Annotated in this window: 27 protein-coding genes and 1 pseudogene; 12 read left to right on the top strand and 16 right to left on the bottom strand. The window is 38.0% G+C overall.

Annotated features, from left to right (window positions below):
• Positions 1 to 63: 63 nt before the first annotated feature.
• The 3 genes from HW278_RS11590 to HW278_RS11580 form a co-directional block, all read right to left on the bottom strand.
• Entirely contained in the window at positions 64 to 1,140 is a 1,077-nt protein-coding gene (locus HW278_RS11590; protein WP_178977910.1) for an LptF/LptG family permease, read from the bottom strand.
• A gap of 13 nt (positions 1,141 to 1,153) precedes the next feature.
• The gene (tgt, locus tag HW278_RS11585) at positions 1,154 to 2,284 is read right to left on the bottom strand and encodes a tRNA guanosine(34) transglycosylase Tgt (RefSeq protein ID WP_178977909.1); all 1,131 of its coding nucleotides are present in this window, start codon (positions 2,282 to 2,284) and stop codon (positions 1,154 to 1,156) included.
• An 85-nt stretch (positions 2,285 to 2,369) separates the two neighbouring features.
• Positions 2,370 to 3,407 carry a DUF445 domain-containing protein gene (locus HW278_RS11580; RefSeq protein ID WP_178977908.1) on the bottom strand — a complete coding sequence of 346 codons (1,038 nt, stop codon included), beginning with the start codon at positions 3,405 to 3,407 and terminating at the stop codon, positions 2,370 to 2,372.
• A gap of 144 nt (positions 3,408 to 3,551) precedes the next feature.
• On the opposite strand from HW278_RS11580, the gene HW278_RS11575 reads away from it, so the two are divergent.
• Together HW278_RS11575 and HW278_RS11570 are read left to right on the top strand one after the other, a co-directional pair.
• Entirely contained in the window at positions 3,552 to 4,043 is a 492-nt protein-coding gene (locus HW278_RS11575; RefSeq protein WP_048747467.1) for a DUF2271 domain-containing protein, read from the top strand.
• A 19-nt stretch (positions 4,044 to 4,062) separates the two neighbouring features.
• The gene (locus tag HW278_RS11570) at positions 4,063 to 4,752 is read left to right on the top strand and encodes a DNA alkylation repair protein (protein ID WP_178977907.1); all 690 of its coding nucleotides are present in this window, start codon (positions 4,063 to 4,065) and stop codon (positions 4,750 to 4,752) included.
• Here HW278_RS11570 and HW278_RS11565 read toward each other — a convergent pair.
• The 4 genes from HW278_RS11565 to HW278_RS11550 all read right to left on the bottom strand — a co-directional run bounded on the left by HW278_RS11565 (position 4,749) and on the right by HW278_RS11550 (position 7,912).
• Positions 4,749 to 5,297, bottom strand: coding sequence for an RsmD family RNA methyltransferase (locus tag HW278_RS11565; RefSeq protein WP_009422191.1), 549 nt, complete (start codon positions 5,295 to 5,297; stop codon positions 4,749 to 4,751). The genes HW278_RS11570 and HW278_RS11565 overlap by 4 nt on opposite strands.
• A gap of 92 nt (positions 5,298 to 5,389) precedes the next feature.
• Positions 5,390 to 6,109, bottom strand: a complete 720-nt coding sequence (locus HW278_RS11560) for a YebC/PmpR family DNA-binding transcriptional regulator (RefSeq protein WP_178977906.1) — start codon at positions 6,107 to 6,109, stop codon at positions 5,390 to 5,392.
• 7 nt (positions 6,110 to 6,116) lie between these two features.
• Positions 6,117 to 7,253: a CapA family protein gene (locus HW278_RS11555; protein WP_178977905.1), complete on the bottom strand. Its 1,137-nt coding sequence runs from the start codon at positions 7,251 to 7,253 to the stop codon at positions 6,117 to 6,119.
• A gap of 8 nt (positions 7,254 to 7,261) precedes the next feature.
• On the bottom strand, positions 7,262 to 7,912 hold the full coding sequence (locus HW278_RS11550) for a phosphatidylserine decarboxylase family protein (protein ID WP_178977904.1): 651 nt from the start codon (positions 7,910 to 7,912) through the stop codon (positions 7,262 to 7,264).
• A 498-nt stretch (positions 7,913 to 8,410) separates the two neighbouring features.
• Between HW278_RS11550 and prmA the strand changes: the two genes are divergently transcribed.
• The 3 genes from prmA to HW278_RS11535 are packed head-to-tail and all read left to right on the top strand — an operon-like array spanning position 8,411 to position 11,436.
• Positions 8,411 to 9,247 carry a 50S ribosomal protein L11 methyltransferase gene (gene prmA, locus HW278_RS11545; protein ID WP_178977903.1) on the top strand — a complete coding sequence of 279 codons (837 nt, stop codon included), beginning with the start codon at positions 8,411 to 8,413 and terminating at the stop codon, positions 9,245 to 9,247.
• Entirely contained in the window at positions 9,247 to 9,933 is a 687-nt protein-coding gene (locus HW278_RS11540; protein ID WP_053580656.1) for an SMUG2 DNA glycosylase family protein, read from the top strand. The genes prmA and HW278_RS11540 overlap by 1 nt, the downstream gene beginning before the upstream one ends.
• Before the next feature lie 3 nt (positions 9,934 to 9,936).
• A complete protein-coding gene (locus HW278_RS11535) occupies positions 9,937 to 11,436 on the top strand; it encodes a phytoene desaturase family protein (RefSeq protein ID WP_178977902.1) in 1,500 nt (499 codons plus the stop codon).
• On the opposite strand, the gene HW278_RS11530 is transcribed toward HW278_RS11535, so the two are convergent.
• The 3 genes from HW278_RS11530 to ettA form a co-directional block, all read right to left on the bottom strand.
• Entirely contained in the window at positions 11,400 to 13,463 is a 2,064-nt protein-coding gene (locus HW278_RS11530) for a M13 family metallopeptidase (RefSeq protein ID WP_178977901.1), read from the bottom strand. The genes HW278_RS11535 and HW278_RS11530 overlap by 37 nt on opposite strands.
• A gap of 137 nt (positions 13,464 to 13,600) precedes the next feature.
• On the bottom strand, positions 13,601 to 14,179 hold the full coding sequence (locus HW278_RS11525; protein ID WP_041546842.1) for a flavin reductase family protein: 579 nt from the start codon (positions 14,177 to 14,179) through the stop codon (positions 13,601 to 13,603).
• Positions 14,180 to 14,265: 86 nt separating this feature from the next.
• Positions 14,266 to 15,957, bottom strand: coding sequence for an energy-dependent translational throttle protein EttA (ettA, locus tag HW278_RS11520; RefSeq protein WP_106095354.1), 1,692 nt, complete (start codon positions 15,955 to 15,957; stop codon positions 14,266 to 14,268).
• A 271-nt stretch (positions 15,958 to 16,228) separates the two neighbouring features.
• Between ettA and HW278_RS11515 the strand changes: the two are divergent.
• Positions 16,229 to 16,827 (top strand): annotated as a pseudogene (locus HW278_RS11515) (hypothetical protein).
• Positions 16,817 to 17,101 carry a winged helix-turn-helix domain-containing protein gene (locus HW278_RS11510; RefSeq protein ID WP_009419679.1) on the top strand — a complete coding sequence of 95 codons (285 nt, stop codon included), beginning with the start codon at positions 16,817 to 16,819 and terminating at the stop codon, positions 17,099 to 17,101. Before HW278_RS11515 ends, HW278_RS11510 begins: the two are co-directional and overlap by 11 nt.
• 30 nt (positions 17,102 to 17,131) lie before the next feature.
• On the opposite strand, the gene HW278_RS11505 is transcribed toward HW278_RS11510, so the two are convergent.
• From HW278_RS11505 to HW278_RS11480, 6 genes are all read right to left on the bottom strand, one after another.
• Entirely contained in the window at positions 17,132 to 17,752 is a 621-nt protein-coding gene (locus HW278_RS11505) for an L-threonylcarbamoyladenylate synthase (protein ID WP_178977900.1), read from the bottom strand.
• Positions 17,753 to 17,769: 17 nt separating this feature from the next.
• A complete protein-coding gene (locus HW278_RS11500) occupies positions 17,770 to 18,186 on the bottom strand; it encodes a PaaI family thioesterase (RefSeq protein WP_009750555.1) in 417 nt (138 codons plus the stop codon).
• 50 nt (positions 18,187 to 18,236) lie between these two features.
• Complete coding sequence (locus HW278_RS11495; RefSeq protein WP_002672205.1) at positions 18,237 to 18,554, bottom strand: DUF4298 domain-containing protein; 318 nt, start codon at positions 18,552 to 18,554, stop codon at positions 18,237 to 18,239.
• A 31-nt stretch (positions 18,555 to 18,585) separates the two neighbouring features.
• Positions 18,586 to 18,894 carry a septum formation initiator family protein gene (locus tag HW278_RS11490; protein WP_002672207.1) on the bottom strand — a complete coding sequence of 103 codons (309 nt, stop codon included), beginning with the start codon at positions 18,892 to 18,894 and terminating at the stop codon, positions 18,586 to 18,588.
• Positions 18,894 to 19,508, bottom strand: coding sequence for a uridine kinase (gene udk / locus HW278_RS11485; protein ID WP_002672209.1), 615 nt, complete (start codon positions 19,506 to 19,508; stop codon positions 18,894 to 18,896). The genes HW278_RS11490 and udk overlap by 1 nt, the downstream gene beginning before the upstream one ends.
• 103 nt (positions 19,509 to 19,611) lie before the next feature.
• A complete protein-coding gene (locus HW278_RS11480) occupies positions 19,612 to 20,457 on the bottom strand; it encodes an NADAR family protein (protein WP_178977899.1) in 846 nt (281 codons plus the stop codon).
• A 312-nt stretch (positions 20,458 to 20,769) separates the two neighbouring features.
• Here HW278_RS11480 and HW278_RS12775 point away from each other — a divergent pair, with 312 nt between their 5' ends.
• The 5 genes from HW278_RS12775 to HW278_RS11460 all read left to right on the top strand — a co-directional run bounded on the left by HW278_RS12775 (position 20,770) and on the right by HW278_RS11460 (position 25,365).
• Positions 20,770 to 20,895 (top strand): hypothetical protein, encoded by a 126-nt coding sequence (locus tag HW278_RS12775; protein ID WP_255493641.1) that lies wholly within the window; start codon positions 20,770 to 20,772, stop codon positions 20,893 to 20,895.
• A 351-nt stretch (positions 20,896 to 21,246) separates the two neighbouring features.
• Positions 21,247 to 22,575: a trigger factor gene (gene tig / locus HW278_RS11475; RefSeq protein WP_009751461.1), complete on the top strand. Its 1,329-nt coding sequence runs from the start codon at positions 21,247 to 21,249 to the stop codon at positions 22,573 to 22,575.
• 232 nt (positions 22,576 to 22,807) lie between these two features.
• Positions 22,808 to 23,467: an ATP-dependent Clp endopeptidase proteolytic subunit ClpP gene (clpP, locus tag HW278_RS11470; RefSeq protein WP_016479514.1), complete on the top strand. Its 660-nt coding sequence runs from the start codon at positions 22,808 to 22,810 to the stop codon at positions 23,465 to 23,467.
• Positions 23,467 to 24,699 carry an ATP-dependent Clp protease ATP-binding subunit ClpX gene (gene clpX / locus HW278_RS11465; protein WP_178958805.1) on the top strand — a complete coding sequence of 411 codons (1,233 nt, stop codon included), beginning with the start codon at positions 23,467 to 23,469 and terminating at the stop codon, positions 24,697 to 24,699. The genes clpP and clpX overlap by 1 nt, the downstream gene beginning before the upstream one ends.
• 63 nt (positions 24,700 to 24,762) lie before the next feature.
• Positions 24,763 to 25,365, top strand: coding sequence for a thioredoxin family protein (locus HW278_RS11460; protein WP_178958806.1), 603 nt, complete (start codon positions 24,763 to 24,765; stop codon positions 25,363 to 25,365).
• Positions 25,366 to 25,378 lie beyond the last annotated feature (13 nt).

The raw sequence follows: 25,378 nt of genomic DNA, 5'->3' as shown, positions 1-25,378 counted from the left end.
GCTTTCTTTTATTTTCAAATTACAAAACTTTCTTTTTGTGTTACAAAGGGTTAAAATGCTCTATCAGTTTCTTACTTTACGGAGTAACAAGATAGCTAAAGTAAGGAAAATAAGATTAGGCAATAGGACAGCCATCAAAGGTGATAAGCCTCCTGAGGTTTGAGCAAGGGTTCCAAACACACGGTCGAAAAATACAAAGCTAAACCCTACGACTACCCCCACCATTAAGTTGATTCCCATTCCTCCGCGCTTTTTCACCGATGAAACAGCCACGCCGATAAGCGTAAGGATAAAGGCAGTACTTATTGCACCCCAACGGCGGTATTTTACCAATAGATACATATTTAAATTGGGTGAACCTTTCATCTTTTCGCGTTCAATGAACTTGTTTAGCTCAAACAAGTTCTTATTTTCCGCTGTATATTCCATTGGCATCAGGTCATCGGGTTTGAAATTGAATATCGTGTCTAACTGGTCGTGTTTCACTATCACATCGTCGCCCTCCCCTATCTTTCTTTTGGAGTAATTAGTAAGTCGATAGGTTTTCGTGCTGTCTATCCACTGAATCGTTTCGGCATTTATCTTTTCCGTCATCTTAATACCATTAAAATGTTCTACTGAAAAATTATACCCGCGTTTGTCTTGGTAGTTAAACGAGCTTACATAAAGATAATCGTTGTCAGAAAACTGATTGTAAAGGTCTGAAACGCTTTCCACCTTCGAAGAACGTATATACTTATTCCAAAAATCATTATACACAGTGCTGGCAGCGGGTACAATAAACATTCCCATAAAAAACACTATCACCGAAATGATACTCGCACCCACAATATACGGACGCAAAAAACGCATATACGATACACCTGAGCTCTGGATAGCGATTATCTCGGTATTATTGGCTAACTTTGATGTAAACCAGATGATAGAGAGGAATAGCAAGATGGGAAACAATATATTGGCAAAATAAACGATAAAACTAAGGTAATACCACAGTATTTCGTTCATCGGAGCGCCCTTTTGTATCATCTTGTCTACTTTTTCAGATAAATCTACGATAATTCCGATAGGAATAAAGAGAATTATCATCATAAAGAAGGTAAGAAGATAGCGTTTTAAGATGTACCAGTCGAGTATTTTCATTTTTTTTGTTTTTTTATAAACGATTTGACATATCAGCAACCATTTTTGTCTTCCACGTAAGAAAAGTACCCGCTACAATTTGTCGGCGAGCTTCCCTCACAAGCCATAAATAGAAACCAAGATTGTGAATTGAAGCGATTTGTTTGCCCAAAAACTCGTTAGCAGCGAATAAATGACGTAAATAGGCTTTCGTGTAATAGGTATCTACGTATGTATGCCCATCAGGGTCTATGGGCGAGAAATCATCTTCCCATTTTTTGTTTTTAATATTGATAATTCCTTTTGCAGTAAAGAGCATTCCGTTGCGAGCATTGCGCGTGGGCATTACACAATCCATCATATCCACTCCCAAAGCAATATTTTCTAATATATTAGCGGGTGTGCCCACTCCCATAAGGTATCGGGGCTTGTCTTTGGGGAGAATATCGCATACAAGTTCAGTTATTTCATACATTTGTTCTACGGGTTCGCCTACTGATAGCCCCCCGATAGCGTTTCCGTCGGCATTTTTGCTTGCAATATATTCGGCAGACTGTGTACGAAGGTCTTTATAGACTGACCCTTGTACTATCGGGAATAAACTTTGATGATAACCGTATTTAGGAGGTACTTTTTCGAGGTGAGCAATGCATCTATCGAGCCACCTATGCGTGAGATGCATTGAACGTTTGGCATAACCATATTCACAAGGGTAAGGCGTGCATTCATCAAAAGCCATCATAATATCAGCACCTATACTGCGCTCTATTTCCATTACTTTTTCGGGTGAAAAAACGTGAAAAGAGCCATCGATATGGCTTTTGAACTTTACACCTTCTTCTTTTATCTTTCGGTTGGCAGCCAATGAATATACTTGATAACCACCGCTATCGGTAAGTATGTTTCTATTCCAATTAATAAACTTATGTAAGCCTCCTGCTTTTTCCAAAATGGGTGTTTGAGGTCGTAAATAAAGATGATAGGTGTTCCCCAAGATGATATCGGCATTAATATCGTCTTTCAGTTCGCGTTGGTGCACTCCTTTCACGCTTCCCACCGTTCCCACAGGCATAAAAATGGGGGTTTCAATCACGCCGTGGCTGGTAGTAATCTTCCCAGCACGTGCTTTAGTATGTTCGTCTGTTTTTAGTATTTCAAAATCCATAGTTGAAACATTTTCGGGCGCAAAGGTAGGGAAGAATTAGCAAATTAGCAAATTAGAAAAGTTAGCAAATAGGCTAATATCTCTTTCAGAGTAACTGAGTAAAGGCGTAAATAGCCAAACCGACTGATCCGCCTACCAAAGTGCCATTGATACGGATAAATTGAAGGTCTTTACCTACTTCCAATTCAAGTTTTTCGCTCAATTCGCGTCCCTCCCAGTTCTCCACCGTATGACTGATGAGTTTCCCCACTTCTTCTTTATTTTTTAGTACAAACTGATAGGCAGTTTTCTGTACCCAAGCGTCTATTTGGTGTTGCAGCTGGGCATTTTGGCGGAGTTCATCGGTGAGGCGCTCCGTAGCGGTGCGCAATAGCTTTGCAAGATGTTGTTCCCACTCAGGAGTATTGAGTTTTTCGGCAAATTCATACAATTGCGCTGTAATTTCAGCCCTGATAGGATGTGTTTCATCTTCCGATGCTTTTACAACTAACTGATAGAGCCCATTGCTTACCTTCCGAGTAATTGTATCTTTAATAAACGATGGAACAAGAGGAGGAAATTGGCTGTCAATTTCGTGTTGCACCAGCTCTTGATGTTCGGCGAGGTAAATAGCTACCTTTTCAAAAGCTTTCCGAAGGAATTTCTGATGTTTATTCTCATCTAAAAAAGTGGTGAGTACTTCGCTCGCTTTTGCATTGAGAGGTATTTTTCTTACAAAAGTTTCTATCTGGTGAGGAGTACTTTCTTTCGAGAGCCACTCAACTATAAATGATGATACTTTGATATCGGTGATGTAAGGACGTATCTGTTTAGGTTTAAGGAAGTTCTCCACGACGAAATCGCCTAAATTCTCCCCGATGTCATTCTTTCTTTCCTCAATGAGGTTGGTATGTGGAATGTTTAATCCTAATGGTTTGTGAAAGAGTGCTGTTACTGCAAACCAATCGGCAAGCGCTCCTACCATAGCAGCTTCGGAAAAAGCCTTTATATAACCTATAAAAGTGTGTTCGGGAGCTTTTTTGTGCCATACCACCATTGCCATATAAATGATGAGCATCAAAACAAAGAGCCCCGTAGCTATTTTCTTATGGTGTTGTAGTTTTTGGCGCTTGGAACTGTTCATAAATTATCAGTTTTTCAGGTGCAAAGGTACGAAGAAAAGTGGGAAAAATAAAAAAGTTGGGTATATAAATTGTCAGATAGTAATTATTGCCTATCTTTGCATCAGTTTATTCTAAATAATAGTATTTTAAAACTTGTAATAAAGATGATAAAAAAGCACTTTTTAATAACATTAGCCGTAGGAATAATTGCTTTGCTTACTCTTTCATTTGTACAGCAAGCAACTGTTAAAAAATACAAATGCCTCATACAACTCACCAATTACAAGGGTGAAGGAGCCTACATAGTAGTTTCACTCATCAATCCCGAAGGTAAATATGAGCAAACACTACAAATCCTTGGAGATGATCCTGAATGGTACGACGATCTTACTCAATGGTGGAAGTTTTATGGCAAACGCCAAACAATTGATGGGATTACGGGGGCTACCATTAGCGGAGGAGAACGCGCTGTAAAAATACTTACAATTGATGATAGTAAACTGAACAAGGGCTACAAAATACGTTTTGAGACTGCCGTTGAAGATGAATATTACTATGCTAAAGATGCTGAAGTAGAATTTAAAACCGAGAACCTTAACACTAAAATTGAAGGTAAAGGATATATCCGTTATGTGAGATTAATGCCTAACGATTGACAATCACCTTAAAGAAATTATGAGTAAAGAAATTATTTTAGACCGGTTATGGGCATTAGAAGACTCTCCTTATAGAGATTTTACAGCGAATTTGATTCCCACTGTGGAGAAATCCCGTATTATAGGGGTTAGAACACCTGCAATGCGAGCGTTGGCTAAAGAATTAGTAAAGCATTATCCCACTGAGGCAATATCTTTCTTAGAAGAGTTACCTCATTATTATTATGAGGAGAATAATCTACACGGTTTTATCATTGAACAGCTAAAAGATTTTGATAAAGCAATGCAATATACAGAGCGGTTCCTCCCTTATATTGATAATTGGGCTACGTGTGATACCTTTGCTCCTAAAATCTTCTTGAAATACCCCGAAGAGACATTAAAACACATCAAACAATGGATTACAAGCAAAGAAACCTATACAGTACGTTACGGAATTGGCTTGTTATTGTCTAATTATTTAGATGCTCTTTTTAAGGAAGAATACTTAACCTGGGTAGCAAAAATTACCTCAGATGAATATTACATAAATATGATGATAGCGTGGTACTTTGCCACTGCTTTAACAAAACAATATGAAACAACAATACCTTATATAGAATCAAAAACACTTTCTCCCTTTGTTCAAAATAAGAGTATACAAAAAGCAAGAGAAAGCCGTCGTATTTCCGAAGATACTAAAAAATATTTGTTGCAGTTTAAACTCTAATCTTGTTCTTCTCTTTCAAAAAAACTAAATACACTTCCTCCATATTTCTTCGCTTGTGAGAAAAATGGCTGTTCTGATAAATCTGTTTTAGACGAATGTTCAATAATGAGCATTCCATTTTCAGTAAGTAAGTTTTGATTGAAGACAATATCGGCAATAGTAACAAACTTTTCAATCGGGAAATCATACGGAGGGTCAGCAAAGATAACATCAAACTGCTGAGTAGTACGTTTTAAATATTCATATACATCGGCTTTAAGTGCTGTAATAGGATAGACTAATTCACGTGCTATTTTATTGATAAATTGCACACAACCGTTATGGTTATCAACTGATAATACTGAGGGGCAACCTCTACTGGCAAACTCATAGCTAATATTTCCTGTTCCTGCAAAAAGGTCGAGTACAGAAAGTTCTTCAAAATAATAATAGTTATTGAGTATATTAAAAAGAGCTTCCTTCGCAAAATCGGTAGTAGGGCGAACTGGCAATTTATTAGGTGCTATAAGCTGTTTTCCTTTATTCTTCCCTGATATTATTCTCATAAAGATTAACCTTTTTATTGAACAGTTTCCCTCACTGTTAAACTCTGCATTACCTCGTTCATAGCTTTTTGGGTAAAGGATAAACTCATTAATTATTCTTCCACTTCTTTCATCGTATGGTACACCTGTTGCACGTCCTCATCTTCCTCTATCTTCTCGAGAAGTTTCTCCACATCGGCTTGTTCTTCAGGGGTAAGTTCTTTCGTTACTTGTGGAATACGCTCAAAGCCTGACGATAAGATTTCTATGTTACGACTTTCTAACTCTTTTTGGATAGCTCCAAAGCTCTCAAAAGGCGCATAGATGAGGATACCGTCTTCGTCTACGAACACTTCTTCTGCCCCGAAGTCTATCATTTCGAGTTCCAACTCTTCGGGGTCTATCCCATTGCCATTAATACGGAAGTTACAAGTGTGGTCGAACATAAACTCCACTGACCCCGATGTACCTAAAGTACCATTACACTTGTTAAAATAACTGCGAATATTAGCTACGGTACGGTTGTTATTGTCGGTTGCCGTTTCTATGAGTACAGCAATACCGTGAGGTGCATAGCCTTCAAAAAGAACTTCTTTATAGTTTGCAGTATCTTTTTCAGTTGCTTTTTTGATGGCACGCTCAATATTTTCTTTAGGCATATTGGCGGCTTTGGCATTCTGTATCACGGCACGCAAACGCGAGTTACTCTGAGGGTGAGGACCTCCTTCTTTCACTGCCATTACGATGTCTTTCCCTAAACGGGTAAATGTTTTTGCCATTGCTGCCCAACGTTTAAATTTACGGGCTTTTCTAAATTCAAATGCTCTTCCCATTTTTATTTTAGTTATTAGTTATTAGTTTGTTATCTGTCTGTTCTGTTGTTTTAATCAAAATTTGGTTATTCACAAAGTGTAAAGGTGTCTCAGGAAAGTCAAGATGAGTAAGGCGTTTCATCTCGTTAAACACCTTGCAATCATTATCGAGTTTTAATCCTTTCACTTTCGACTGTTTCACTGAAATCACATTGGCATAAAGAAAATTGCCTTTGCGGTCAATCTTAATATCAAGCAAAGGAGCAATACCATTAACTCCTTGCAGATTAAAATGCCCATAAGTATTGAAATTTCCCATACTATAAGCGATAAACTTCCTATTGTACACTTCCACCGCGCGGGTAACGTGAGGCCCGTGCCCCAATACAATATCAGCACCTGCGTCTATTACCGAGTGCGCAAACTTATACACATTCCCCCTATTTTCACCGAAGAAAAACTCATCAGCTCTCGGCACACGTGTATTTTTAGAGCCTTCAGCGCCTCCGTGGAAAGAAACAATGAGGATATCTGCCTGTGGGCGCAATTCCTTTACCAAATTGGTAGCTTGCTCTATGTTGTTTATCGATAGCATATTGCTATTGGGTGAAAAAGCACAAAAACCGTACTTTATACCTTCTTTCTCAAATACAACCGACTTTTTTTCTACTGGCCCTGCGTGGTATATACCTACCTTATCAAGTATTTTAGCCGTATTACGCCGTCCTTTTTCACCAAAGTCATTGGCGTGATTATTAGCGGTACTCATCAGGTTAAAACCTGCTTCCTTAATGATTTTCCCATAGCGGTTGGGCATACGGAAAACATAGCAAGGACTCTCTTCTGTATCCTTGCACTTCTCCAAATCGCCACTCTTGCACTTCTCCGAATCGCCACTATCGAGTATCGCTCCTTCTAAATTTCCGAACACAATATCACCTTTCAGATAGGGTTTTACGTATTTAAAACTGTTCACCGCATCGTCCTTAGGCAAATAACCAGCAGGAAAACCCGAGCCTATCATCACATCGCCAACAGCTACTATGGTAAGCGTATCTTTGGTACGAACGAGTAAGGTATCAACAGTAGTATGCACCAAACTATCTATTTGAGCTGTAGCATATCCACTAAAACTTAATGCTATTAACAATAAGAATCTCTGCATCTTATCCTTTATTTTTCGGCAATCACATCAATTCCTCCTTTTACGGTCTGATTGAGTTGTACATTTATTTTCGTCCCCAAAGGCAAATACACGTCTACACGCGACCCGAATTTGATAAATCCAGCATCTTCGCCTTGTACCACTGTTTCACCGACTTTGGCATAATTCACAATGCGTTTAGCCAATGCTCCCGCTATTTGTCGGTATAACACTTCACCGAACACAGGGTTATCTACCACTATGGTAGTACGTTCATTCTCTTCCGAAGCCTTAGGGTGCCACGCCACCAAATACTTTCCCGGGTGATACTCGCTATAAGTAACCTTTCCACCTAAAGCATAACGAGTTACGTGCACATTCACAGGCGACATAAAAATCGATACCTGCAAACGTTTATCTTTAAAATATTCTTTCTCAAACACTTCTTCTATCACCACCACCTTACCGTCTACGGGAGCGATAATATGCTGGTCATTTTTAGGCGTAATGCGTTTAGGATTTCTAAAGAACTGCAATATAGCTATCAAAAATAAAAAAGCTACTATCTGTATAAGCTTTTTAAGCCACAGTATATCAACAAAATAATGCGCTATAAGCGATATACCTATCACGGCAAATAGCGTAATGAGAATAATCTTAAAACCTTCCTTGTGAAACATTGTATGCAATTATTTTAGGGTGCAAAGATACGAAAGAATTAACAAATTGCAACGCACAATAAATATTTTTCAACCATAATTCTTGGTCTTCCCTATTTTTTTACTACTTTTGCCCTCTGACATTAAAACTTTAATAAATATTGCATTTTTTTTGGCATATCGGCAATTTTAACATTTTTTCCTCAATGTCGAAAATTGAAGTTTTTACCAATTGAAATACAGCTTAATAAGACGTTAGCTTCGCCTTACCTTCGTCTTAGGTTCGTCTTTCCTTCGTCTTAGCTTCGCTCTAACACCATCTAAACAGCAGAGTAGCTGCAATTCTTATTTAACTGATTAATAAATATTTAATATTTTTCATAGTAATAAAGATAAAGAAGTGTTTTAATCAATTTTTTTGAAGAAAATGCACGGTTTTTATATATTTTAACATTTTTTTCTCAGTTTTCTAATCAGTACTCCACTTTAATAGATAATACTGATAATCAATTATATTTAATGAATTACATAGAATACACTTTTACCATTGCCCCTATGGGGGTTGCTTCTGAAATATTAGTTGCCGAACTCGCCGAAGTAGGCTTCGAGAGCTTTGTAGATACCGAAACCGGTTTGCAGGCTTATATACAAGAACCTTTTTGGAATGCTAATATACTCTCTGATATACAGATACTTCACAGCGAGGAGTTCCAAATTACCTACACACATCAAACTATTGAACAGGTGAATTGGAATGAGGAATGGGAAAAACACTTCGAGCCTATCACCGTAGACGATGAGTGTACCGTGCGTGCTACCTTCCACCCCGAAGCACATACCCCTTATGAAATTGTTATCGACCCTAAGATGAGTTTCGGTACTGGTCATCACGAAACTACTTATATGATGTTGCAATTCCTTTTAAAGGAAGAACTCAAAGGCAAAAAGGTGCTCGATATGGGTTGTGGCACAAGCGTACTCGCTATTATGGCAAGCAAACGCGGGGCGAGTGAGGTACTCGCCATTGATGTAGACGAATGGTGTGTAGAGAACTCCATTGAAAACGTAGAACGCAATGGTTGTAAGCACATCAAAGTACAGTTGGGAGATGCTTCTTCACTGGTTAATGAAAAAGACTTCGACCTTATTATTGCGAATATCAACCGTAATATTCTCTTAAACGATATACCGCAGTATGTACCAGCTCTCAAAACAGGAGGGGCTCTCTTGCTCAGTGGTTTTTACAAGGAAGATATACCTCTTATCCGCGAAAAAGCGGAAGCATACGGTTTGCAATACATCGAGAACTTAGAACGCAACAACTGGGTAGCAGTAAAATTCAAAAAACAAGCCTAATGAATACTTTTGCCGATAGAATTATCAACTTCAACACACATTTAGAGTACAACCAATCCTTGCCTAAGGATTTTGATGTGCTGAATCCTTATATGGATAACCCTGAAACTATGGAGGTAATGCGTGCTTTTTATCACAAATTCTACAACGATAACCGTCAGCGGAAATTCATTATAGGCATCAATCCCAGCCGACACGGGGCAGGAGTTACAGGCGTTCCTTTTACTGATACCAAGCGATTAGAAAGCGAGTGTGGCATTACAATGAAGTCGGCACATACACACGAAGTATCATCGGTTTTTATGTATGATATGATAAAAGCATACGGTGGAGTCACTAAGTTCTACAATGATTTTTATATCAATTCTCCTTTCCCTTTGGCTATTGTGCGAAAAGCCTCGGACGGCAAATGGCTCAATGCTAATTATTACGATGAAGAAGCACTCTTCAAATCATTAAAGGATTATATGATAGAAACTTTAAAAAAGCATATCGCCTTAGGAGTAGATACTCAAAAGGTGTTCGTATTAGGCAAAAAGAACGCTACTTTCTTACAAAAATTGAATAAAGAAGCTACTTTATTTGGTGAAATGGTAGTATTAGAGCATCCTCGCTTTATCCAACAGTATAAATCAAAAGAAAAACAGCTGTATATCGATAAGTTTTTGACGAGTTTTGGAATATAGACAATGAAGCAATACGATGTTTTGGTGATAGGTAGCGGACTCTCGGGGCTCTTTTCGGCTTTGCTCTTGGCTAAAGCAGGAAAGAAAGTGTGTATATTGGAGAAAAATGAGCAGTATGGGGGTAACCTGCAAACTTTTGTGCGCAATAATACGCTGTTTGATACAGGAGTGCATTACATAGGAAGTCTTGCTGAAGGTCAGGTGTTATACGAGTATTTTAAAGATGTAGGTATTGCCAATCATCTTTCGGTAGAACGCCTTGATATAAACGGCTACGACCGTATTTGTTTTGGCGATACACCTAACGTGATGTATCCTCACGCTCAAGGTTATGAGAACTTTGTGCAACAACTCCTCGCCTATTTTCCTAATGAAAAGAAAGCCTTAGAAGCGTACGCTCACACAATGCAATCTATTTGCGATAAGTTTCCACTCTACCGCCATAAACAAGCCGTAGCCGATTACGATGTGCATACACTTTCCTTAAACCTCTTAGATTTCCTCAACGGTATCACTACTAACGACCGACTCAAAGCAGTGCTCTTAGGCTCTAACTTTCTCTATGGAGGCGCTGATGAGCAGACACCTTTATACGTGCACGCACTATCGGTTAATTCATATATAGAAAGCGCTTGGCGACTCACACAAGGGGGTAGCCAAATCACCAACTTACTCATTGAAAAATTGCGCCAATACGGTGCTGACCTTTTCAACCAAAGGAAGGTCATAGGCTTTGAATACAGTGAGGGGAATACTATCAACACAGTACTCACCAAGCAAGGAGAGCAGTTTGTTGCAAAACAAATCATCTCGGCTATAGATGTAAAGCAACTACTCAACATCACAGGCAAAAAGCCTTTTAAGCCTTCTTTTTGTAAACGCGTGCAGGGCTTACAACCTACGGTTGCTGCCTTTTCATTGCATTTGGTACTCAAGCCAAATGCTTTTCGTTACTTGCCCTATAATGTGTATTGGTTTAAGGATAACAATAGCGTTTACCACGCTACTAATTACCCTACTAACAACTTCCCGATTTCGTATATGCTCTCTATGAATCCACCAAAGGACAGCAGGGAGTATACTGATAATGTTACTATCCTTACCTATATGAACACTGATGAACTGCAACGCTGGCAAGATAGTTTCACGACCAACACCGAGGGTAATCATAGAGGCAACCAGTATGAAGTTTTCAAAAGTCAGCGTGCTATGGATTTATTAGATGTAGTTGCTCAACAATTTCCTACACTCAAAACTGCTATTGCTCATTACTACACTTCTACACCGCTTACTTACCGCGATTATATAGGAAGCCCTATGGGAGCATTGTACGGCTACAAAAAAAACGCTAACCATATAATGGAAAGCGTTTTTATGCCACAAACTCACATCAAGAATTTGTATGTTACAGGGCAGAGTGTTGCAATGCACGGATTAGTAGGTGTTACTATCAGTGCGGTGCTCACCTACCAAATTTTGATGCGGTCTTCAGGTTTTTTATAGAGTTTATCACCTTCTTTTACATCAAAGGCTTTATACCAAGCGTCTACATTCACAAGCGGACCGAATGAACGGAAATATCCTGGGCTATGAGGGTCGGTTTTTACTTGGTTTGTAAGGTATTTATCAGTCGAAAGCGTACGCCATACGGTACCCCAAGAGATAAAGAAACGTTGTTCTTGAGTGAAATTGCTTATTTTACCTACATTACCTTTATCTTTTAAGTACATTTGCAAAGCATCAAAAGCGATGTTCACCCCACCGAGGTCGGCTATGTTTTCACCACTGGTGAAAGTACCATTTACAAATACACCTTTTACAGGTTCGTATTGGTCGTATTGTTTAGCAAGGGCTTTGGTAGCGTTCTCAAAGTTCTTTTTATCTTCAGGAGTCCACCAATTTTTTAGATTACCATCGCCGTCAAATTCAGCGCCACTATCGTCAAATCCGTGTGTCATTTCGTGACCTATTACAGCACCAATACCACCGAAGTTCACCGCAGGGTCGGCTTCGAAATTGAAGAAAGGAGGTTGTAAGATAGCCGCAGGGAAAACGATTTCATTATACAATGGATTGTAATACGCATTCACTGTTTGAGGCGACATACCCCATTTAGTTTTATCTACAGGCTTGCCTACTTTTTCCAAACTTTTTTGGTAAGCCCATTCACTCACGCGTTGCAAGTTAGCAAAATACACCGTTTTAGCAGCCGGTTCAATGGTTAGTTTAGAGTAATCTTCCCACTTATCAGGGTAACCTACCTTCACAGTAAATTTATTGAGTTTAGCCAAAGCCTTTTCCTTAGTAGCATCTGACATCCAAGTTACATCTTTAATGTGTTGTGCAAAGCTCTTTTTGAGATAATCTACCAAAGTAACCATTTCTTCTTTAGCTTTAGGTGGAAAATACTTTTCTACATACAATTTACCAAAAGCTTCACCCAAAATACCATTGATCACACTTAGAGCGCGTTTGTTCATTGGACGTTGTTCTTGTTGTCCTTGCAACTCCTTGTTGTAGAAGTTAAAAGAAAGCTCATCGAGTTCTTTGGTAAGGTTGCTCGCATTATCGGCTACTAATTGATATTTGAGGTAATCTTTGATAAGAGGCAAGTTCTTTTCGTTGATAAACTTATCGTATTGTTTGTACAAACGAATTTCAGAAACAACTACTTTATCAGTGTTCACCCCTACGTTTTTAAGAAACTGAGGTAGATTGAGGTTCTTCACCAACTTGCTGAGCTCAGCCATTGTTTGAGGGTTGTAGCTAAGGTTAGGATTGCGATCTTCCTCATTGGTGAGCATCAATTTGGCTACCGAGCGTTCAAAATCTACCATTTGTTTAGCTTTTTCAGCAGCTTTGTCGTCTTTAAGAACTTTAAAGATAGCCTTTACATAATCTTGATACTTTTGTAAAGCCTCAGTATTCTCCTTGTTGTCTTTTTGATAGTAATCGCGGCCCATACCGATGCTAAAGTTGCCGAGATACACAGTATTCATATTAGAATCCTTCATATCGGCATATACCCCCCAAGCACAGATAGGGTTTTCACCCTCGCGAGTTACCTCTTCCAAATACTTTTGAAGGTCTGTGAGGTTTTTAATAGCCTCAATCTTATTCAAATAACCTTCAATAGGTTTAAGCCCTTCGGCATCACGCTTTTTCCAATCGATAAACGATTCGTAGAGGTCTTTTATTTTCTGACCTTCAGTACCTTGAGCAAAGTTTTCCTTGAGGAGGTTATCCAAGATGAGCAAGCAATTCTCATCGGTTTTCTCGCGTAGGATATGGAAAGAGCCCCACGTAGGTTTATCGGCTGGTATTTTGGCAGTTTTAGCCCAAGTGCCGTTCACATAATTGTAGAAATCATCTTGCGGACGCACCGTAGTGTCCATTTCAGCAAGAGCAATCCCCTTGTCTGCATTTTTGTCTGTCATTGCATTTTCTGATTTTTTGTTATTTTCGCCACAAGCAACGATGAGTGCTGCCGACGAAAACAACAGTGCGGTTTTTACTGTTTTTCTCATCATCTTGTATAATGTTTTTGTTTAATGAAGCAAAGGTAAAAAATAATTAGCAATTAACAACAAAAAATATAAAAAAAGCTTTGCTAAACCTTGTAAGAGTTTTTAGCAAAGCTTTCTTTTTTCTTATCTTAGATAAGCCATTACTTAATACTGAAATTCAAACCTTTGTGTTCTCCCAATCCGTAATAATGTTTAAAATTATAGATAAGTGGTTCCCACTCTAGTGGATTGATTTTATTACCTTCCATTACCAAATGGTCTTCAGCGTGTACTTGCACAAATTCCAATTCTACAAGTACATAAGCATCGCGGTCATTCACGTTTTTCACTTTAGCTTCTGCCTGAATAGGACATTCGGCAATACGCGGAGGGCGTACTTTTTCTGAAGGTAATTGAGTAAATCCTCCAATACTAAACTTGTCGTCAGTATAAGTGTATTTACCCATTTTTTGAGGGGGCACAGGGTTTTGAGCGGTATAAGGGGCAATTGCCTCTACTTTTTCCCACATAGCTGCCGTAGGGAGGTTAAAAACTACCTCGGGCACTTCCATCACATTATGATAAGCCTTGTTTAGTTTTACAAGCGCTATCACAGCATTCACACCTAAAGTAAAGGTGCTTGAAATAGGCGTTACATCGGCGTTTCCATCTTTATCGGTAGTAGTAAGAAGTACTACAGGAAACCCGTAATAAAACATAGTTGGTAAAAAAGACTTCATACTATTTTTTTATTTTGGCACAAAAGTACAAAATCTAATTGGAAAAACAATAAATATTTATCAAAAAGTTTTCATATTTATTATTCTTACCGTACTAATTTCTTATACTTAATACGAGTAGGTGTTACTTCTTTGCCAAGTCGTTTTTTCTTATTCTCTTCATACTCTGAAAAGCTACCTTCAAAGAAATACACTTGTGAGTCACCTTCAAAAGCTAAAATATGAGTACAAATACGGTCTAAAAACCAACGGTCGTGTGAAATCACTACTGCACAACCTGCAAAGTTCTCTAAACCTTCTTCTAAGGCGCGAAGAGTATTTACGTCTAAATCGTTGGTAGGCTCGTCTAACAGTAATACGTTACCCTCTTCTTTAAGAGTCATTGCCAAGTGTAAACGGTTGCGTTCTCCTCCTGAAAGAGTGGCTACTTTTTTATTTTGTTCGCTACCACCAAAGTTAAATCTACTGAGATAAGCACGAGAGTTCACTTGTCTACCCCCCATCATAATGAGGTCTTGCCCACCAGAAAAGTTCTCCCATATAGACTTCTCGGGGTCTATTTGTTTGTGAGTTTGGTCTACATAAGCTATCTTCACCGTGTCACCTACCAGAAACTCACCACTATCGGGCTGTTCTTCACCCATTATCATACGGAAGATAGTAGATTTACCTGCTCCATTAGGACCTATCACTCCTACTATTCCTGCTTGAGGAAGCACAAAGTTTAAATCATCATAGAGTAGTTTATCACCAAAAGCTTTGGCTACGTGACGTGCTTCTATTACATTAGTTCCTAAACGAGGTCCGTTGGGAATATATATTTCCAACTTTTCTTCTAATTGTTTTTGGTCTTCATTGAGCAGACGGTCATAATTCTGCAAACGTGCTTTTTGTTTGGCTTGACGTCCTTTAGCTCCTTGACGTACCCATTCGAGCTCACGCTCCAATACTTTTTGACGTTTGTTTTCAGTTTTCTGTTCTTGAGCCAAACGTTTAGCTTTTTGGTCGAGCCAAGAGGAGTAGTTACCCTTCCAAGGAATACCTTCTCCACGATCGAGCTCTAATATCCAACCCGCTACATTGTCTAAAAAATAACGGTCGTGGGTAACGGCTATGACTGTACCTGCATATTGTTGCAGATGCTGTTCTAACCACAATACCGATTCTGCATCGAGGTGGTTAGTTGGCTCGTCGAGTAACAAAACATCGGGTTGTTGCAAGAGCAGACGGCAGAGTGCTACCCTACGGCGTTCTCCTCCCGAAAGCACTTTGATAGGCGTATCGGGTTCAGGGGTACGGAGGGCTTCCATCGCTACTTCTAACTGATTGTCGAGTTCCCAAGCATTCAAGGCATCTATCTTATCTTGTAACTCGGCTTGCTTATCCATCAGCTTTTGCATCTTATCGGGGTCAGAATAGTTTTCCTCGAGCCCAAAAAGGTTGTTGATATGATTGAATTCCTCTAAGAGCTTTACAGTTTCGGCTACTCCTTCGCGTACTACTTCAATAACAGTTTTATCATCATCAAGATGAGGTTCTTGTTCGAGATAGCCTACGGTATAATTAGGAGCAAATACTACTTCTCCTTGATAGTTTTTATCTATTCCTGCAATAATTTTTAGCAGAGAGGATTTACCAGAGCCATTAAGCCCTAAAATACCGATTTTGGCTCCATAGAAGAAACTTAGGTAAATATCTTTGAGAACCTGTTTATTAGTAGATGAATAGGTTTTGCTTACCTTATTCATCGAAAAGATTATCTTTTTATCGTCAGCCATAGTTTAGTGAAAAGTAAAAAATGAATGGTAAATGAAATCATTAAAGATTCTCATTATTATAAGTGCAAAAATATAAAAACAATACCAAGTAAACAAATTTTGGCTCGCACTCACTTGTAAACTGTAAAATTAAACTTCTATAATTAATTGAATTACAGGTTTATATAAAAAAACATATCTTATGATATAAAAATAATTGCTAAAAATTTGGTTTATATTATAAACTAACTTATATTTGCAGCGAATTTATAACATTAAACATTTTAACATTATGGACTTACAAGTATCCGACAGCTTGAAAATCATTCAGTCTGTCATCAATCAACGAAAACAAAAGTACGAAGAGAACGGTTTCTTCCTTATCTTTTGGAGTGTGCTTATTATGCTTGCAGGCGTACTGCAGTTTGCGATGCTTATCACCAACTATTATCCCAAACAATCAGGATTTGTATGGTTGATATTAATGCCTCTTGGCTTTGTGGTGAACTTCATTATCAAATACAAAGAAAAGAAAGTTGCTACACAAAAAACTACGTCGATTGGTTAGATTGGACATGGGCAGTTGCAGGCATTAATGCAATTTTTGCTTTTTTAGTACCTTTGAGCCCTTTTGGAAAATTTCAAATAGCTATTTTGGTCATTTATCTGCCTTTTGCTTTTGTAGCTTTAGCAATGGCATTACAAATGAAAATGAAACTCTGGATAGCAACATCGTTAGTAGCTTTGTTGTTAATTTATGCAGGTATATTTGTGCCTTTTAGTTATGAAATCTATTTGCCTTTGCTATGCGTAGTATTAGCAGCCTTATTATTCTTAATACCTGGTATTCAATTCCATTTAGACTATAAAAAGAGAAGTAATGTTCGCTGATTTAGACCCTATTTTGCACTCACAGCTTCGTTTGGCTATCGTCTCTCTATTGGTTTCAGAAGAAAAGGCTGATTTTGCTCGTATTAAGGAAATAACCAAGGCTACCTCTGGTAATATTTCTGTGCAAATCCAGAAGTTAGAGACTGCTGGTTATATCACTGTTAAAAAATCTTTTAAAGACAACTACCCCAATACCGAAGTTCAGCTCACCAAAGAAGGTCTTTTAGCTTTTGAGCGATATGTAGAGGCACTAAAAAGCTATATTAGCCGTTAGTCGTTAGTTTCTAACCACTAACGGCTAATATTAAATAATCGATATGTCTCCTTTGCCTTCACGCAATACTTTAGGAGCATCTCCTGAAAGGTCTATAACTGTGGAAGCTACATTATCGCCATAACCGCCGTCAATCACCAAATCTACTTTGTTTTGCCATTTTTCGAAAATAAGTTCTGGATCGGTGGTATATTCTATCACATCATCTTCATCATAAATAGAGGTAGATACAATAGGGTTCCCTAATTTCTCTACAATTGTACGAGCTATTAAATTATCGGGGACACGAATACCCACTGTTTTTTTCTTCTTAAAATCTTTAGGTAAATTATTATTACCTTGCATAATGAAAGTATAAGGACCAGGTAACGTACGTTTCAACAACTTAAAAGTACTTGTATCTATTTGTTTTACGTAATCTGATAGGTTCTTTAAATCAGAACATACAAAAGAGAAGTTTGCTTTTTCGAGCTTTACTCCTTTGATACGAGCAATCTTTTCAAGAGCTTTAGTGTTAGTAATATCACAGCCCAATCCGTAAACTGTGTCGGTAGGATAAATAATCAATCCTCCACGACGAAGGACTTCTACTACCCTACTTATATCTTTTTCATTGGGATTTTCATTATATAGTTTTATAAACTCAGCCATTTTTCAATGATTAACAGTTAGTAATTAATTCGTATAGTGGTAAATTTGCAGTAAGAGATAAGCTTTTCGTCTTGATTTGTTACTTTTATTTCCCATAACTGGAGCGTTCTACCTGCATTCACACATATTGCCTTAGCATAGAGTGTATCTCCTACCCTACCTGCTCGCACGTGATTAGCACTTAGTTCTATACCTCGTATCTGCTCTCCTTCTTCTCGATAGAGCAAATAAGCTCCTAAACTCCCTGCTGTTTCTGCCAGCGCAAGTGTAGCCCCTCCGTGAAGAACCCCGTCTATCTGAGTAACACGTTCGGTAACTGGCATACTAAGAGTAATAGTACTTTCAGTAATTTCAGCAATTTCCATTTGCCAATCACGCATTAAATTATTAGGAGGTAGTGTTTCCCACAGTTGTCGCAAGGTTTCTTTATTCATATGATTTAGTAAAAACTTTAAGAGTTTACAAAAGTATAAACGGTGATTTCCTAAGGATTCATTTCTTTTGCTTTAATTTTATCCAATAAAGTGCGATATTCATCAGCTAAATAAAACTGAGTGCCAATAGCATCAAAAATAGCATCTTGTGTAAGTACCCATTGCGGTACTTCGTCAGGTATTTTACCATCGTTGCTATCAAAATAGTCTTGGCGCCACTGTTTACTATCGTAATAAGCTACCAACTGGTCATACTCAGGTTGGATTGCTTTCCATTCTTCCAATACTTCTTGAGCTTTGGTAAGAGTATTTTCTAATTTAGCAAGAATGTCGTTCATCTTGCTAATATTCTCATATCGTTTGTTCATAGCTAATTCAAAAAAAAGTTAGTTTATTGTTTTAATTAATGCTATCGTATTCGATGATAAACACTTCTTCGTCGTCGTGTTTGAGATAGTATATTTCACGTCCTAACTTCTCTTTACCTTCTTCGGTGTAAAGAGATTGAAGTTCTTTTTTATCTTTTTCAATCTCCCTTTTAAGGAACTGTTTTTGCTTATTGAGTTTTTCTCTTTCTTTATTGAGTTCGTGGTGAGTTAATATAGAATTAGCATCAAAGAAAGTCATCCATATTATAAAAAAGAATAATATGGCGAGATATAGTTTATAGCCCTTCAATAAAGATAGATATTCAAGTAACTTTTTCATTATTTTTGAAATATACGGTTATGCACTATTGTTTTAATGATATCAATAGCTACTTTATTCCGCTTATTATTAGGAATAATGATATCGGCGAATTCTTTAGCAGGTTCAATAAACTCTAAATGCATAGGTTTTAAGGTGGTTTGATAGCGATTGAGTACTTCATTCACATCACGACCTCTCTCGGTTGTATCGCGTTTGATACGACGTATAAGTCGTTCATCAGAATCGGCGTGTACAAATATTTTAATATCAAAAAGCTCACGGATATCGGGGTGTGCAAAGATAAGAATACCTTCTACAATTACTACTTTGGTAGGTTTAACTAAAATGGTTTCGTTAGTACGGTTGTGTTCTACGAATGAATAAGTAGGACTTTGAATATCTTTTCCTTCTCTTAATGCTAATAAATGTTCTTTAAGCAAATCAAAATCGATAGAGTTGGGATGATCAAAATTGATTTTGGTGCGGTCAGAAAAGCTAAGATAACTCAAATCTTTATAGTAAGAATCTTGTGAAATAACGGTAACTTCCTCGCCTGAGAGTTCTTTAATAATTTGATTAACAACAGTTGTTTTACCACAACCTGTTCCTCCTGTAATTCCTATGATAAGCATCTTTGATGTATTTTGGGGCAAAAATATAAAATACTACTCAATTGACAAAGTAAAACTTAAAAATCGTCAATGAGAAGTTCTTTTAGTGATTGGTCTTTACATACTACAGCAACAAGTGTGCGTTCTTATAAAGTTTGCGCAGTTCATCTCGTACTTCCATTAGGGCAAACCCCAAGAGATTCTTACCACGCCACGAAGCGATGTTGAACGCTTTTTCGTTATCTTTACCTAAACCAATGCCCCAAATGGTGTCTAACGGACTGGCTTCTACTAATATCTTATCACCCGTAGATAAAAGAAAATCCATCATTGCTTGGTTTTGGGTAAATTTATAGTAATTGCCATTAAGTACAATACTGTATTTCACCTTATCCCATACGGCAGGGTCGAAATTGCGCACCTTTCTACCTAAAGCTTTCATCAGCTTAGGATCGGTAGTATTCATTATTTCCTTTTCTATTTCTTCATCGTCAAACAAACGTGCTTTTTCAGCCATCATATACTGCTCAGTACACGAATATTCATCGGCATTTACATTAAAAGGCGAAAGTTGCCATTGTGAAAAACAGGATTCATCTATGGTATCGGCATTAGGTTTCCAAAAGAAGAGAAACTTGAGTTTTTTAGGAGAGTTAAGAAAGGTTTCTTTGGAATATTTACACATTCCCTTAGGTTGCCAAAAGGAAATACTTCCAAAGTAATAATCCTCTTCATTATCAACAATATCTTGAGATAATTTACCGTCATTATTAATCATTTTCCAATTGTTGTGATGCCAAAAAACAGGATAAGGAAAAAGCTTTTGATACTCTTGTTGCTGTTTAGATGTAAGCGTGTCGTACCAATCCCAAAAATGGTAACGGTACTCTTCGCCATAGCCCATACGCCAGCCCATCGTAAATTCAGAAAGTTCAGGATATTTAATCCACTGCGGAGTCATATAATCCATAATTGAATAATTAATCATTAACAATGGGACAAAGATAGTAAATAATTAGATAATTAGCAAATGCACTGTTAATACCACAGTGCGAGTCGTATGAGCAGTCGTAGCACGACAGGCAATCATAGCACTATGTACGGGTAATAAAAAGACGGTGCGAGCCACAAGAGCAGATAATGAAAAGACTAGTGAGAAGCCCCCGAACCCCCGAAGGGGGACAAGCCTTAAAAAAAAATTGGTAAAGACTATCAGTCTGAAAGACAAAACTTATTTGAAGATAGAGCGAAACTGAATCAAGCCTAAGGAAAACAAAAGACGGTGCGAGCTACAAGAGTAGATAAACAATTAACGAACAAAAGACGAACAAAAGACGAACAAAAGACGAACAAAAGACGAACAAAAGACGAACAAAAGACGAACAAAAGACGAATAAAAGACGAATAAAAGACGAACAAAAGACGAACAAATGACGGTGCGAGCCGCACAGGCAGATAAAGAAAAGACGAAGAAAAGAAGGTGCGAGTCGCAAGGGCAGATGAACAAATGACGAACAATGAATGAAGATAAGGTAAAAGAAACCTCTCCCTATTCACATACTGAGCTGGTGCAAACTTCCTCTCTGAGGAATGTAGCAACGCAAAGAATATTGTGAGATGAAAATGATTAAAAATTTAGGGTGAAGAAAAAAGTAAAATTAATGCTTTTAAAATATAAGAATTAGCATAAAGTTTTGCTATATAAAAAAAATGTACTACTTTTGCAAACTGAAAAATTTGGATTAATATTTTTTAAAAAATGAATATAAACAGAGAGCAAGTAGATGCTTTGAATGCTGTCATTAAGATAGCTATTGAAAAAAACGACTACGCCGATAAAGTAGAGAAAGTACTAAACGATTACAGAAAAACTGCTTCTATTCCTGGATTTAGAAAGGGTCACGTACCTGCTGGTATGATTAAAAGACAGTATGGAAAAGCTGTGAAGTTTGACGAAATCAACCGAGTGTTACAAGACTCGTTATACAAATACATAGGCGATGAAAAACTCAATATTTTAGGTAACCCACTCCCCAAAGAGAAAAAAGACATCGACTTAGATGCCGATGACTTTACTTTTGAGTTTGAAATAGGCTTAGCTCCTGCTATCGAAGTAAACTTGCAACCTAAAAAAGGAATCGTTCGCTACGAAATTACCGTTACTGATGACCAAATCGACAAACAAATAGAACGCATTCAGAAACAATTTGGTAAACTCGTTGCCAAAGGCGAAGTAATAGATGATGACAGTCTTGAAGTAACTGGTACTTTCTTTAACGAGGAAAAAGGTATTGACTCTCAAGCTACTTTCACCTTAGAAGAACTCAGCAATGCTGTTCGCAAAGAGTTTGTAGGCAAAAAGATAGGTGACCAATTTCAGTTGCAAACTAAAGGGTTGTTCAAAGATGCACACAGCTTAATGCACTACCTAAAAGTATCGCACGACGAAGCTCATCACTTAGATGTAGAAGTTACTTTTACGCTGGAAGAAGTGAATGAACGCGAAAAAGCTGCTTTAAACCAAGAATTGTTTAATAAACTCTTCCCTGATGGTTCTGTTACCACCGAAGAGCAATTGCGCAACAAGATAAGAGAAGGTGCTCAACAACAATACAATGAGCAAGCCGACCAGCATTTCTTAAACACTGTTACCGATTATTTGGTAGACAATACTCAGTTTGACCTCCCTGTTGCTTTCCTTAAAAAATGGTTGCGCACCGCTGGTGAAAAAGAACTTACTGAGGAAGAAGCGGAAAAAGAATACGAGCATTCAGAAAAAGGATTGCGTTATCAGCTTATCGAAGGCAAGGTAATGGAAGATAATAACTTGCACCCTAAATTTGAAGAGTTAAAAGACTTTGCGCGCACTTATATCAAAGCACAGTTATCTCAATACGGTATGCCTACCGATGACGATAGTTATGTAGACGGCATTGTAGACCGTGTATTGCAAAACAGAGAAGAAGTACAACGCATTCAGCAACAATTGGTATTTAAGAAACTCATTGAGTTCTACAAAGAAAATGTAAATACTGATGTAAAGAAAGTTACTTTCGATGAATTTGTAAAGTTAGCTTTCCCTGAATAGAACTTCACAAAAAACATAAAAAACCAGTCCAAAATTGCTAATGATAAATACCTTTTCTGTATCTTACTTTGGCAATTTTGGACTACCCTTTTTAGGTAAAAAGTAAGAGATAAAAGGTAAAAACAGCTACACTTTGACAAAGTTTGATATTTTGAAGAAGTATGTTAATCATTATCTAACCATACTTCCTAAAAAGATAACCTTTAAATATTAACAATTAATCATTAAAAAAGTGAATTTATCAGACGAATTTAAAAAATATGCTACTAAACAGCACGGTGTAAATAGTCTTTACTACGATAAGATTATCGGCAGTATGACCCCTTACATTATGGAGGAACGCCAGCTGAATGTAGCCCAAATGGACGTATTTTCGCGCTTGATGATGGATAGAATCATCTTCTTGGGCACCGATGTAAATGACCAAGTAGCGAATATTGTAACTGCTCAACTACTTTTCTTGGAAAGTGTGGATAGCGCTAAAGATATTCAAATCTATATCAATTCGCCAGGGGGTAGCGTGTATGCCGGCTTAGGTATTTACGATACGATGCAGTTTATAAAACCTGATGTGGCTACTATCTGTACCGGTATTGCTGCTTCGATGGCTGCCGTATTGCTATGTGCTGGAACTGAGGGCAAACGCTCGGCATTGCCACACTCTCGTGTAATGATTCACCAACCTTCGGGAGGTGCACAAGGGGTAGCCAGCGATATGGAAATAAATCTAAAAGAAATGTTGAAACTCAAAAACGAACTATACGAAATCATTGCCAAGCACTCTAAGCAACCTTTTGCTAAAGTGTATAAAGACTCAGAACGCGACTACTGGATGATAGCACGCGAAGCTAAAGAGTATGGTATGATAGACGAAGTGTTAGAAAGAAAATAATGGCTAAAAAAGAAGTAGAATATTGTTCATTCTGCGGTCGTGCAGAACCCGAAACCGAGATGCTAATTCGCGGTATGGCTGGTAATATATGTAACTATTGCGTTGAACAAGCTAATATCATTATAGAAGAGGCATTCGGTACTAAAGCTCAAAAAGGGAAGTCTGTAGTATCGGGTGATATGACCTTGAAAACTCCACAAGAGATTAAAAAATTCCTTGACCAGTATGTAATAGGTCAGGACTTTACTAAAAAAATACTCTCGGTGGCGGTATACAATCACTACAAGCGTTTGCAACAACCCGATGCCGACGATGAAGTGGAAATACAAAAGAGTAACGTGATAATGGTAGGCGAAACGGGTACAGGTAAAACCTTAGTAGCACGCACCATTGCTAAGATGCTAAATGTGCCTATTGCCATTGTAGACGCGACAGTACTCACTGAGGCAGGCTATGTAGGTGAAGATGTGGAGAGTATTCTCTCACGCCTGTTACAAGCTGCTGACTACGATGTGGAAAAAGCTGAAAGAGGCATCGTGTTCATAGACGAAATCGACAAGATTGCTCGCAAGAGCGACAATCCTTCTATCACTCGTGACGTATCGGGCGAAGGGGTACAACAAGCACTGCTAAAACTCCTCGAAGGCTCTGTGGTGAACGTACCTCCCAAGGGCGGACGCAAGCACCCCGATCAGAAGTATATAGAAGTAAACACCGAACACATCTTGTTTATTGCCGGAGGAGCTTTTGACGGCATTGAGCGTGTTATTTCTAAACGCCTGAATATGCAAGCGGTGGGTTACAATTCGTCTAAAAATACACAAGTAGATAGGAAAAACTTGGTGCAATACATCATACCCAAAGACCTAAAAGACTTCGGTTTGATACCCGAGATTATAGGTCGTTTGCCGGTGCTTACCTATATGAATCCATTAGATAAACACACTTTGCGTATGATTCTTACCGAACCTAAGAATGCCATTATCAAACAGTATAAAAAACTCTTTGAGATGGATGGCATTAAATTTGATATAACAGAAGAAGCACTCGACTTTATCGTTGAGAAAGCCTTAGAATATAAACTCGGCGCACGTGGTTTGCGTTCGCTATGCGAGAATATACTCACTGATGCGATGTTTGAGCTTCCTAATTCAGGCGTAAAAGAACTGACAATAACCAAAGAATACGCTGAGGAAAAACTGAACAAATCAGCTTTGCAAATAGCTTCTTAAATTACAAAAGCAGGTGCGAGCTTGTAGCTCGTGCCTTACCTTTTAATTGTTAATTAATTGAATATGGATACAACACAAATCATTCGCAATAGCCTTCTAAAAGCTGTTTCTTACGAGACCTATCGCAACCTGATAGACAAGTATGCAACAGAAGGAAAATCGAGCGGAAAAGAACAAACCGAAGAACGCATATATTACACTGCTTTAAACCAGAAACGCTACAAACGCTTAGATAAGACCATAGAAATACCTGAAGATAAGGCTCAATTCTTTGCAAACTACCCTAAGAGCGTTTGTTTATTAGTGATTACCGAAAGTTGGTGTGCTGATGCGGCTCAAATTGTACCCGTAGTACATAAAATAGCGACTCTCAACCCTAAAATCACTATGAAACTTGTTTTTAGAGATGAGAATGAAGAGCTGATGAATCTTTTTCTTACCAATGGAGGCAAAGCCATTCCTGTAGTAGTGTTTTTAGACTTAGAAGATAAGGTATTAGCACATTGGGGCTCTCGTCCGTCAGTAGCTACTAAAATGGTAGAAGAAGAGAAGGCTAAGAATGGTAAACTCACCCCTGAATTCAAAGAAGAACTACAAAAATGGTACAACCAGGACAAAGGAGCCACCATTGTAGACGATTTTACGAAGATAATGAAAACACTGTAACCTCAATTATTAA

The organism is Capnocytophaga sp. oral taxon 902 (genome assembly GCF_013394735.1).
Taxonomy (GTDB): domain Bacteria; phylum Bacteroidota; class Bacteroidia; order Flavobacteriales; family Flavobacteriaceae; genus Capnocytophaga; species Capnocytophaga ochracea.
Note: the sequence above shows the minus strand (reverse complement) of the source record. Positions and strands in the feature narration are given on the sequence as shown.

Excerpts from the sequence above, each read along its gene's own strand:
- HW278_RS11590 (WP_178977910.1), bottom strand. The coding sequence starts at position 1,140 with ATGAAAATACTCGACTGGTACATCTTAAAACGCTATCTTCTTACCTTC.
- tgt (WP_178977909.1), bottom strand. The coding sequence starts at position 2,284 with ATGGATTTTGAAATACTAAAAACAGACGAACATACTAAAGCACGTGCT.
- HW278_RS11580 (WP_178977908.1), bottom strand. The coding sequence starts at position 3,407 with ATGAACAGTTCCAAGCGCCAAAAACTACAACACCATAAGAAAATAGCT.
- HW278_RS11575 (WP_048747467.1), top strand. The coding sequence starts at position 3,552 with ATGATAAAAAAGCACTTTTTAATAACATTAGCCGTAGGAATAATTGCT.
- HW278_RS11570 (WP_178977907.1), top strand. The coding sequence starts at position 4,063 with ATGAGTAAAGAAATTATTTTAGACCGGTTATGGGCATTAGAAGACTCT.
- HW278_RS11565 (WP_009422191.1), bottom strand. The coding sequence starts at position 5,297 with ATGAGAATAATATCAGGGAAGAATAAAGGAAAACAGCTTATAGCACCT.
- HW278_RS11560 (WP_178977906.1), bottom strand. The coding sequence starts at position 6,109 with ATGGGAAGAGCATTTGAATTTAGAAAAGCCCGTAAATTTAAACGTTGG.
- HW278_RS11555 (WP_178977905.1), bottom strand. The coding sequence starts at position 7,253 with ATGCAGAGATTCTTATTGTTAATAGCATTAAGTTTTAGTGGATATGCT.
- HW278_RS11550 (WP_178977904.1), bottom strand. The coding sequence starts at position 7,912 with ATGTTTCACAAGGAAGGTTTTAAGATTATTCTCATTACGCTATTTGCC.
- prmA (WP_178977903.1), top strand. The coding sequence starts at position 8,411 with ATGAATTACATAGAATACACTTTTACCATTGCCCCTATGGGGGTTGCT.
- HW278_RS11540 (WP_053580656.1), top strand. The coding sequence starts at position 9,247 with ATGAATACTTTTGCCGATAGAATTATCAACTTCAACACACATTTAGAG.
- HW278_RS11535 (WP_178977902.1), top strand. The coding sequence starts at position 9,937 with ATGAAGCAATACGATGTTTTGGTGATAGGTAGCGGACTCTCGGGGCTC.
- HW278_RS11530 (WP_178977901.1), bottom strand. The coding sequence starts at position 13,463 with ATGATGAGAAAAACAGTAAAAACCGCACTGTTGTTTTCGTCGGCAGCA.
- HW278_RS11525 (WP_041546842.1), bottom strand. The coding sequence starts at position 14,179 with ATGAAGTCTTTTTTACCAACTATGTTTTATTACGGGTTTCCTGTAGTA.
- ettA (WP_106095354.1), bottom strand. The coding sequence starts at position 15,957 with ATGGCTGACGATAAAAAGATAATCTTTTCGATGAATAAGGTAAGCAAA.
- HW278_RS11510 (WP_009419679.1), top strand. The coding sequence starts at position 16,817 with ATGTTCGCTGATTTAGACCCTATTTTGCACTCACAGCTTCGTTTGGCT.
- HW278_RS11505 (WP_178977900.1), bottom strand. The coding sequence starts at position 17,752 with ATGGCTGAGTTTATAAAACTATATAATGAAAATCCCAATGAAAAAGAT.
- HW278_RS11500 (WP_009750555.1), bottom strand. The coding sequence starts at position 18,186 with ATGAATAAAGAAACCTTGCGACAACTGTGGGAAACACTACCTCCTAAT.
- HW278_RS11495 (WP_002672205.1), bottom strand. The coding sequence starts at position 18,554 with ATGAACAAACGATATGAGAATATTAGCAAGATGAACGACATTCTTGCT.
- HW278_RS11490 (WP_002672207.1), bottom strand. The coding sequence starts at position 18,894 with ATGAAAAAGTTACTTGAATATCTATCTTTATTGAAGGGCTATAAACTA.
- udk (WP_002672209.1), bottom strand. The coding sequence starts at position 19,508 with ATGCTTATCATAGGAATTACAGGAGGAACAGGTTGTGGTAAAACAACT.
- HW278_RS11480 (WP_178977899.1), bottom strand. The coding sequence starts at position 20,457 with ATGGATTATATGACTCCGCAGTGGATTAAATATCCTGAACTTTCTGAA.
- tig (WP_009751461.1), top strand. The coding sequence starts at position 21,247 with ATGAATATAAACAGAGAGCAAGTAGATGCTTTGAATGCTGTCATTAAG.
- clpX (WP_178958805.1), top strand. The coding sequence starts at position 23,467 with ATGGCTAAAAAAGAAGTAGAATATTGTTCATTCTGCGGTCGTGCAGAA.
- HW278_RS11460 (WP_178958806.1), top strand. The coding sequence starts at position 24,763 with ATGGATACAACACAAATCATTCGCAATAGCCTTCTAAAAGCTGTTTCT.